This window comes from Azonexus sp. (assembly GCF_036170495.1).
Classification (GTDB): Bacteria; Pseudomonadota; Gammaproteobacteria; order Burkholderiales; family Rhodocyclaceae; genus Azonexus.
The window spans coordinates 1-8,590 of sequence record NZ_JAVHPH010000450.1 but is presented as its reverse complement, the minus strand read 5'-3'; the positions used below and the strand labels follow the sequence as shown (position 1 = coordinate 8,590).

Sequence of the window (8,590 nt, the reverse complement as noted above, 5' to 3'; positions counted from 1 at the left end):
TGATCATCGCCGTGACGATCAGGTCGCAGCCCTTGGCGTAGAAACGCTGGCCGGAACGCAAGGGCTTGTCGAGGGTGATGGTGCGCGGGGCGGGTTCGGGGGGCGGCGGTGGAGCGATGATCGGTGCCGGTTCTGCCACCGGGGCGGCCGGCGGAGCTTCGTCAATTTTCGGGCGGGCCGTGCTGCGGCCCAGCGCATCGGCGCCAACTGCCGGCAGGCCGGCGGCATTGGCCAGGCTGGCCAACCCTTCCGGCAGGCCGCGGGTGGCGATGGCGTGCAGGCCGGAACCGCGCAGCAGGTTGCAAATGGCCGGCCAGTCGGGGATTTCGGTCAACGTCTCGGCGAGGCTGAAATCAAGGACCGCCAGCTCGTTTTCGAAAAAGTCCGGGCTATTGCCGGTCAGTTCGCCCAGCGCGGCGTGCAGCGTGGCGAGATCGGTGGTGCGCAGTTGCGTCTGGATGATCTTGAGCGAAGTGCCCTTGAACTGAATCGGTGCGTCTTTGGCCATGCCTGCTGCTGTCTTGCGGAAAGGGGGACGATTATCCCATAGGCCGGCGATGCAAATGATGACCGGCAAATTTCCGACCTTGTTTTGCCTGTCGCCGCATTGCGACAAAACGTCGCGTGCGGCGATATGCCGCAATTTCCCGGCGTTGCCACCACCTAATATTCGCCTCCTAAAAGTTTTATAAATCAGGGGGTAAGTCGATGCATACAAAAACATCGGGGGCGATGCAGCACGCATCATTCGCCGGGCGAGGTGTTTTGCGCCAGGCGATCGGAATGCCGGTCATGGCAGTTTGTGCGTTGGCTGTATCGGGGGTCTATGCCGAAGAGCCGGTGATAAAGCTGGACGAAATTTCGGTCACTGCGACACGTGAAGCACGCGTGTCGGCCGATGTGCCGCAAGCTATCGCCGTCGTAGGCAAGGAGGCGCTGGCCGACAAGAAAATGTTCAACGTCAAGGAGGCCCTGCAGGACATCCCCGGTGTCCTGATCGACAGCAAGAACGGCGGTTTCGACGCCCGGCTGATCATTCGTGGCGCCGGACTCAAGGCCGCCTATGGCATCCGGGAGATCATGGTGCTGCGCGACGGCGTGCCGCTCAGTGATCCGGACAGCTTCACGCGGCTGGATTTTGTCGATACCCAGGACATCGAGCGCATCGAAGTCGCCAAGGGGCCGGGCAACCTGTTCGCCACGGGCAGCACCGGCGGGGCGATCCAGATATTTTCCAAATCGGTATTTGACGACAAGGCGAACAGCGCGAAAGTCGGCTTCGGCAATCAGGGAACGCAAAACTATCACCTGCGCTACGGCGGCAAGATCTCGCCGGATCAGGCCCTAGCCATTACCTTCACCCATCGTCAAGTCGACAACGACTGGCGCTACTGGAACACCTTCGATACCACCCAGCTGTCCCTCAAGCACGGCCTGATCCTCAACGACGCAGATATTCTCGAAAGCGAGATTTCCTACGCCGAGTCGAACATGCAATTGCCCGGCGCCATGGACAATACGGCGGCCAATGGCTACCTGTTCAACCGCTTTCTGGACAGCGGCAAGCAGGAGGGGACTTCCGAGGCCTGGAAAAATTCGGGGCGCTATTCGAAGGTGGTGTTCTTCAATTCCCGTCTCGAAATGCAGCGCGGCGACTTTACCTTCAAGCCGCGGCTTTACTACAACACCTGGTATCACTATCACCCGGTCACCGGCATCATCAACGAGACGGAAAACTGGGTCTGGAACCTCGGTGCTGATCTCGAGGCCAATTACAAGCATCGCCAGGGCTCGCTGGTCGGTGGGCTGACCGTCCGCCAGGAGCGCATCCCCGATTCGCGCAAATACGAATACCGCGATGTGACGACCATCGCCGGCGGCCCGCAGGCCGGGCGCATCACCGCGACGCTGTCGGATGCGAAGGGGGCTCTGGCCGAAATCGACAATGCCACGACCTTGCTCACCGGGCTCTATGTTCAGGAATCCTGGCGGCCGAGCGAGCGCTGGATCGTCGATCTCGGCATGCGCTACGACGTCGTCAGCTACGACGACGACAGCTACCAGTTGCGCAAGTACGACTACGCAACCGGCAAATATGTCGCCGGCGACGGTCGGACGGTGACCAACAAAACCTTCAATCTGCTTGCCCCGAAACTGGCCGCCAGCTACCGCCTGAGCAACCGGCTCAATCTGTTTGCCATGGTTGCCCAGGCCGGGCAGATGCCGTCGTCGGGCGAGTTGTCGGCCAATCCCGGACTCGACGCACCATTGTCGACGAATTACGAATTCGGCCTGAAAGGGCGCGGCGAGAACTGGCAGTTCGATACCAGCGTCTATTTCAATCCGGTCGAGAAAGAGATCGTCCAGCAAAGCAACGGCGGCGTCACCAATTACGTGAACGCCGGGCAGACCGAGAAACTGGGCTTCGAATTCGCCGGTCGCATGGCCGTGGCGCGGGGCTGGGAAATCGGTGGCCATTATGCCTATGCCGACTACAGCTATCGCGAATTCAGCGAGCCGGTCCGCGTTGGCGCTGCTACGGTCAACCAGGATAGAGCCGGCAAAACGCTGCCCTTTGTTCCCCAGCATCAGTACGGTGTTTTCGTGGCCTGGAAACATCAAGGCTGGCGGGCCAGGGTCGGCGCCAATACCTGGGGCGAATACTGGCTGGACAACGCCAACACCGAGAAATACAAGGGCTGGTCGTGGGTTACCAACGCCTCGGTGGGGTACCAGATTGGCCAGCATTCGCTGACCGTGAATGCCGACAACCTGTTTGATCAGTACTACGCCGCCGAGGTCAAGAAGGACACCACCGGCAAGGTGACCTACACCGCAGCGGCGCCGCGCACGCTCATGCTGACCTACCGCTACGATTTCCGCTGAGGCTGGCCATGCGACGTTTGTCACTAGTCTTGCTGGCCGGCCTGCTGGCCGCCCCGGCCCTGGCCCAGCACGATCATGGCGGGGCGAGGCCGGCCGTTGGCGAGGGGCGCGGCTGGACCGGCGCGCCCTTGTTGTTGCCGGCCGGCGCCCGCGGTCAGCGCGAAGCGGCACAGGTGAAAGCCGTGGGCATTCAGGCGGACTCACTCGCCGTTTACGCGCCGGATGGGCCGCCGGAAGCGCTGCGTCGCGACTTCCCGGTCGGGCCGGAGGGGGCAAGGATCGCCAGCGGCTCGCCGAAGCTGGGCAACTATCACTGGCTGGTGATGCGCGAGGAAACGCCGGAACTCGTCAAGGTTGCCTCCAGCGTCTGGTATTTCGGCAATCCCGGGCCGTCGCCGCGCAAGCTGTTGGCCGAGTCGCGGCATGAACTCGAAATCATCCCCGAGCCGCTGCCGCGCGAGCATGGCAGTTACCGGGAAAGCGAGAAGTGGCACTTTCTCGTTCGCCTGCGCGGCGCGCCGCTGGCCGGGCAGGCTTTGAACCTGGAAACCGAGTTCGGTACGCGGACGAGTTTTGTCACCGATCAGTCGGGCGTCGCCACCATCCTTTTCCCTCGTGATTTCCGGCCGCCACGCGACAAGGCCGGTGGCCATGCCCGGCAAAGTGCGAAGTTTGTGCTGAGTACCGAAAAAATCGAGAACGAGCGCCGTTACCTGACGGCCTTCAACCTGACTTACGGCCCGGACCCGGAGCGCGAACGGAGCCTGGCCTGGGGGGCGGGCTTCTGCCTGGCCGGCATGCTGGCGGCGACGCCCTTGCTGCGCCGTCGCTTGGCCGCGAAAGCCAAGGAGAGCACGGATGCTTGAGCGCCTTTTTCCGACCCTTTCACGTTTCCGCCTGGCCGTGCAGTTGCTCATGCTGGTCGTCACCGTCTATGGCAGCGTCTTTGTCGGCAGCTACATGGCGGACAAGATTTCCAACGCCCTGCCTGCGCTGTCCTGCGCCTACGACCAGATGAACGGCGGCTACTGCGTGCTGATTCCGACCCAGCACATCCTGCATCACCGCATCGGCGAGGCCATGGTTCGCGCCCAGCAATTGACGCTGACCATGGTGCTGCCTTTGCTCATGAGTTTTGCTGTCTTCTTTGCCTTCTTCTTCGTCCTCGGCAAGGCGTTCTGCGGCTGGATTTGCCCGCTCGGCACGTTGCAGGAGGTGTTGGGCCGGGTCGGCCGGCGTTTCGGTTTCGGGCTGCGCCGCTTGTCGGCCGACGATCTGGGCCGGACGGAGCGGGTTCGACCGGTCAAATGGCTCATCCTGCTCGGGCTGGTTTTTTTGCTGCCGCTGCTCACCGGGCTTGGCGTGACGCCGCATGCGCTGGGTAACCCGTATTGCGACGTCTGTCCGGCGCGGATTGCAACGACCTTGCTGACTGGCAACACCGAGCAGTTCGCCGTGCCGATCGACGACAACGTCAAGTTCGTCCTCGGCGCCACGGCCAACTTCCTTTTCGGCTTCATCGTGCTTGCCGCGTTGGCCGTGCGCCAGCCGTTCTGCCGCATTTGTCCGTTGCTGGCCTTCAACAGCCTGGCCCAGCGTCTGTCTCCGATGCGTCTGGTCAAGACGCGGCACGACAATTGCGGCAAATGCAGCATCTGCACCGATGCCTGCCCGATGGATATTCCGGAAATTTCCCGCGAGGAGGGGCGCAAGGCCTATAGCGAGGACTGCACACTGTGCGGGCGCTGTGCCGAGTATTGCCCGCAGGATGGAACCATCCAGCTCAAGTGGGGGCCTTTCTCCCTGTTTTCATCGAGCCGCGCTTACTACAAGGCCAGGGTGGCTGGCGAACTGCCGGATGGTTCGGTCAAGCCGCTCAAGTTCGTGCGGGCGGCAGGCAAGGCGGCGGGGACCGATGCTTGAGCAGATCGCCGCCGGCGAGATCAGTCTGCTGACGGTCTGGTTGCTCGGGGTGTCGATGGGGCTGACGGCGTGCACTGTCACCTGCCTGCCATTCATGGGCACCTGGGCGCTCGGCCGGGCCAGCGGTCAGCGCGAGGCCTTTCTGCACACCGGCATCTTTCTTGGCGGACGGGTGTTCACCTATACCGTGCTGGCCACCGTGGCCGGCGCCGCCGGACTGGGCCTGGCCAAGGCCCTGGGGGGCATCTGGGGCAACGTGCTGATCGGCAGCGTCAGCATCCTGTCCGGCTTGTGGCTGGTGTTTGGCTCGCCGGCCAGGGGATGTGGCGGGGCATCGGCGACGCCGGGCGTGGCGCCGATCCGCTTTCAGCGCAAGGCCGACACCCTGCCGCCGCTGTTCTTCGGCGCGGCGCTGTCATTGACTCCCTGCACGCCGCTGGCCTCCTTGCTGTTGCTCGCCGCGAATACCGGCAGTGCGACGCGGGGAGCGGCCTATGGCCTGGCTTTCGGTCTGGGCGCGGCGCTCACCCCGATCATCGTGCTGGTCCCGCTGGCTGGCCGGCTGGGGCGGGAGATCCGCTCCGGGCGAGCCTGGCTGGGTCGCTGGCTGGCCGGCGGAGCCGGGCTGGTGCTGATTGTTCTCGGCCTGCGGCGACTGACTCCGTTCCTGTTCTGAGGCCGGGCCTCGGGTAGTTTAATCGCGGTTAAAATAGCGCATTTCGCTGGCCGCATGCGAGATGGTTACGCCCTGACCGGTCAGCTTTCTGTTGAATTTCTTGCGGGAACTGACCTCATGCTTCAGAAATTTTCCTCGTTTTCCGGCGTTCAAGGCCCGGTTGTCATCATCGTCATGGACGGCTACGGCCTGCCCAAATCCGACGTTGGCAGCGCCATTGCCGCTGCCCGCAAGCCAACGCTAGATCGTCTTTTCGCCGATTACCCGAACATCCGCCTGCGCGCCCACGGCACCGCCGTCGGCATGCCGTCCAACGACGACATGGGCAATTCGGAGGTCGGCCACAACGCCATCGGTGCCGGTCAGGTCTATAGCCAGGGCGCTTCGCTGGTCGCCAACGCGATCGCCTCCGGCGCCATCTGGCAGGGCGAGGCCTGGCAACAGATCGTGGCCGGCGCCAAGGCTGGTCGCGGCGTCGTGCATTTCATCGGCCTGTTCTCCGACGGCAACGTGCATAGCCACATCGATCACCTCAAGGCCATGGTCGTCCAGGCCAGGGCCGAAGGCATCAAGACCGTGCGCATCCACGCCCTGCTCGACGGCCGCGATGTGCCGGAAACCAGTGCGCTCGATTACGTTGTGCCGTTTGAAGCCTTCCTCGCCGAGATCAGTGGCGACGGCTTCGATGCCCGCATCGCTTCGGGCGGTGGCCGCCAGTTCATCACCATGGACCGTTACGACGCCAACTGGGCGATGGTCGACAAGGGCTGGAAGACCCACGTGCTCGGCCTCGGCACGCAGTTCGCGAATGCGACTGCTGCGGTCAACGGCCTACGCGAGCAAAATCCGGGCACCATCGACCAGGATTTGCCGGAGTTCGTCATCGCCGACAACGGCAAGGCCATCGGCACCATCGAGGATGGCGACTCAGTCGTTTTCTTCAACTTCCGCGGCGACCGCGCCGTCGAAATCACGCGCGCCTTCGAGGAAGCGGCTTTCGACAAGTTCGACCGGGTTCGTGCGCCGCAGGTGACCTACGCCGGCATGCTGCAATACGACGGCGACTTGAAGCTGCCAGCCCGCTTCCTGGTCGCCCCGCCGGCGATCAAGGACACGACGGGCGAATGGTTCGCCAAATCGGGCGTTGCCCAGTTCGCCTGCTCGGAAACGCAGAAATTCGGCCACGTCACCTATTTCTGGAACGGCAACCGCTCGGGCAAGTTCGCCGGCGAAACCTGGCAGGAGGTGGCGAGCGACGTCGTGCCCTTCGAGCAGCGGCCATGGATGAAGGCGGCCGAAATCGCCGACGCAATGATCGCTGCCCTGCAGTCCGGCCAGTACCGGACGCTGCGCTGCAACTTCGCCAATGGCGACATGGTCGGCCACACCGGCAACTTCTATGCGGCGACGCTGGCTGTTGAAGCCGTTGATCTGTCGCTGGCTCGCGTGTTGCAGGCTGTCGATGCGGCCGGCGGCGTGGCGCTGATCACGGCCGACCACGGCAACGCCGACGAAATGTTCGAGCTCGACAAGAAGACCAGGCAGCCGGCCCTGAACCAGGATGGCTCGTTCAAGGCGAAGACGGCGCACACGCTGAACCCCGTGCCGCTCATCCTTTACGACAACGCGAGCGGCGGCAGGCTAGGCTTGAAGCAGACTGAATCAGCTGGTTTGTCGAACATCGCGGCCACTGTCGCGAACCTGCTCGGTCTCGAAAAGCACGTGGCCTGGGACGACAGCCTGCTCGACATCAAATAAACGATTCCCGGGCAAGAAAATGGGCGTCTTGCCGTGCGGCAGACGCCCATTTCATTTTTGGCTGTTTTTTCCGGTTGACCGTAGCAAAGCGGTCGGTGATCGAAAGATCAGGCGCCCGACTTGCCTTGGGCTTTCTCAATTTCCGCCAGCAGGCGCAAGGCGCGCTCGCGGTTCTTTTCCTTGGCCGCGGCGCGTTCGGCCACATTGGCGGCTTCGTCCAGCGACGCCTTGATCAGCGCCTCGTGTGGCGTCAGGCCGCCGAGGGCGGCGCTGAGCATGCGCTCGACTTTTTCGTCGAGATCTTTGTTCGGCATCGGAATCTCCATTCGGGTCTGCTGCGGATTCGGCCGCTGATCCCGAGCGGGAAGCGGCCAAACCCCTGTCGTTACTTGACGCCCGGTTTCCGGCCCGGCGCTGGGCGTGGAATATACCCTGAAATCCGGCATTGAAATCCTTCAATCGCCTTGCCTTTGACGTAGCTGGTGACGCTGCAGCGGGAAATGTCGCCGCGGGCAGACAGCTCGGTCAGCGAGGCGCGAACGTCGGCCAGGGGCATGTTGATCGCTGCGGCAATATCGAAATCGAGCAACTGGCCATGCTTCTTGAGGTGTTCGAGAACTTTTGTGGCGTGCATCAGGATTCCTTTCCATGGCCTGGACGGGTTTCGCTTCCGCGTTACGACGCGGAATAGATCGCCGTCTTCGGCAGTCAAACAAACTCCCTGCTTTGTTGCGCCTGCACACGGTAGCCGGGCAAGGCAGAACAAAAAAAGAAGCCCGCACGAGGCGGGCTTAAATCCATTTCTTGGAGGAGATGGAGGAGACAAGGTTCATTATGCCCAGATGTATTGTGCACCGCAACATCTTTTGTGTAATGAATTGTGTCAACGTTGTTTCCCGTATTCGTTAATCGATGTGTTTGCAGTCTGGGACTGCATCCTGGCGATTAAACGTGGACCAAAAAAAGCCCCACGGCAGGCGTGGGGCCTTCGTTTTCGGGAAGCCCGAAAAACTTACTTGGCCTTCTTGGTGACGGCAGCCATGTTGGCCTGGGCGGCGTCGGTAAATTGCTTGGCGACGGAGCTCATGTTGCCGAAAGCCGAGTTGGCGGCAGCGATGGCGCTCTGAATGGCAGCAACAGCACCTTCGGAACCAGCCGGAGCAGACTTGGTGGCCTTTTCGACCAGGCTGGCGATGGATTTCTGGAAGTCACCGAATTGGGCTTCGACCATCTTGGCCAAGTCCTGTTGGGTCTGGGCCGTGATTTCATAAACGGAACGCGAGTAGGCAACAGCCTTCTCGACAGCCGGCTGGGCCAGGGCGGTCTGAGCGGCGAGGGCTTCCTTCG

9 protein-coding genes are annotated in these 8,590 nt (G+C 62.4%); 5 read left to right on the top strand and 4 right to left on the bottom strand.

The window, feature by feature from the left end; genetic code table 11:
- Nucleotides 1-508: septum site-determining protein MinC (locus tag ADADOO_RS16225; RefSeq protein ID WP_511278548.1), on the bottom strand; the 508-nt coding region annotated here is incomplete at its 3' end.
- A gap of 284 nt (nt 509-792) precedes the next feature.
- Here ADADOO_RS16225 and ADADOO_RS16220 point away from each other — a divergent pair.
- The 5 genes from ADADOO_RS16220 (at nt 793) to gpmI (ending at nt 7,243) form a co-directional block, all read left to right on the top strand.
- The gene (locus ADADOO_RS16220; RefSeq protein ID WP_511278547.1) at nt 793-2,886 is read left to right on the top strand and encodes a TonB-dependent receptor; all 2,094 of its coding nucleotides are present in this window, start codon (nt 793-795) and stop codon (nt 2,884-2,886) included.
- Nucleotides 2,887-2,894: 8 nt separating this feature from the next.
- Nucleotides 2,895-3,752, top strand: a complete 858-nt coding sequence (locus tag ADADOO_RS16215) for a hypothetical protein (RefSeq protein WP_511278546.1) — start codon at nt 2,895-2,897, stop codon at nt 3,750-3,752.
- Nucleotides 3,745-4,809: a 4Fe-4S binding protein gene (locus tag ADADOO_RS16210; protein ID WP_511278545.1), complete on the top strand. Its 1,065-nt coding sequence runs from the start codon at nt 3,745-3,747 to the stop codon at nt 4,807-4,809. The genes ADADOO_RS16215 and ADADOO_RS16210 overlap by 8 nt, the downstream gene beginning before the upstream one ends.
- Nucleotides 4,802-5,485 carry an urease accessory protein UreH domain-containing protein gene (locus tag ADADOO_RS16205; protein ID WP_511278544.1) on the top strand — a complete coding sequence of 228 codons (684 nt, stop codon included), beginning with the start codon at nt 4,802-4,804 and terminating at the stop codon, nt 5,483-5,485. Before ADADOO_RS16210 ends, ADADOO_RS16205 begins: the two co-directional genes overlap by 8 nt.
- 117 nt (nt 5,486-5,602) lie before the next feature.
- Nucleotides 5,603-7,243 carry a 2,3-bisphosphoglycerate-independent phosphoglycerate mutase gene (gene gpmI, locus ADADOO_RS16200; RefSeq protein WP_511278543.1) on the top strand — a complete coding sequence of 547 codons (1,641 nt, stop codon included), beginning with the start codon at nt 5,603-5,605 and terminating at the stop codon, nt 7,241-7,243.
- A 107-nt stretch (nt 7,244-7,350) separates the two neighbouring features.
- Here the strand turns inward: gpmI and ADADOO_RS16195 are convergent, their stop codons facing one another.
- The 3 genes from ADADOO_RS16195 to phaP all read right to left on the bottom strand — a co-directional run.
- The gene (locus tag ADADOO_RS16195; protein ID WP_511278542.1) at nt 7,351-7,557 is read right to left on the bottom strand and encodes a hypothetical protein; all 207 of its coding nucleotides are present in this window, start codon (nt 7,555-7,557) and stop codon (nt 7,351-7,353) included.
- Between the two features lie 71 nt (nt 7,558-7,628).
- Nucleotides 7,629-7,877 carry a transcriptional regulator gene (locus ADADOO_RS16190; RefSeq protein WP_226496921.1) on the bottom strand — a complete coding sequence of 83 codons (249 nt, stop codon included), beginning with the start codon at nt 7,875-7,877 and terminating at the stop codon, nt 7,629-7,631.
- A gap of 378 nt (nt 7,878-8,255) precedes the next feature.
- Nucleotides 8,256-8,590 (bottom strand): TIGR01841 family phasin (gene phaP / locus ADADOO_RS16185; protein WP_511278541.1); only part of this gene is annotated, 335 nt, incomplete at its 5' end.

Excerpts from the sequence above, each read along its gene's own strand:
- ADADOO_RS16220 (WP_511278547.1), top strand. The coding sequence starts at position 793 with ATGGCAGTTTGTGCGTTGGCTGTATCGGGGGTCTATGCCGAAGAGCCG.
- ADADOO_RS16215 (WP_511278546.1), top strand. The coding sequence starts at position 2,895 with ATGCGACGTTTGTCACTAGTCTTGCTGGCCGGCCTGCTGGCCGCCCCG.
- ADADOO_RS16210 (WP_511278545.1), top strand. The coding sequence starts at position 3,745 with ATGCTTGAGCGCCTTTTTCCGACCCTTTCACGTTTCCGCCTGGCCGTG.
- ADADOO_RS16205 (WP_511278544.1), top strand. The coding sequence starts at position 4,802 with ATGCTTGAGCAGATCGCCGCCGGCGAGATCAGTCTGCTGACGGTCTGG.
- gpmI (WP_511278543.1), top strand. The coding sequence starts at position 5,603 with ATGCTTCAGAAATTTTCCTCGTTTTCCGGCGTTCAAGGCCCGGTTGTC.
- ADADOO_RS16195 (WP_511278542.1), bottom strand. The coding sequence starts at position 7,557 with ATGCCGAACAAAGATCTCGACGAAAAAGTCGAGCGCATGCTCAGCGCC.
- ADADOO_RS16190 (WP_226496921.1), bottom strand. The coding sequence starts at position 7,877 with ATGCACGCCACAAAAGTTCTCGAACACCTCAAGAAGCATGGCCAGTTG.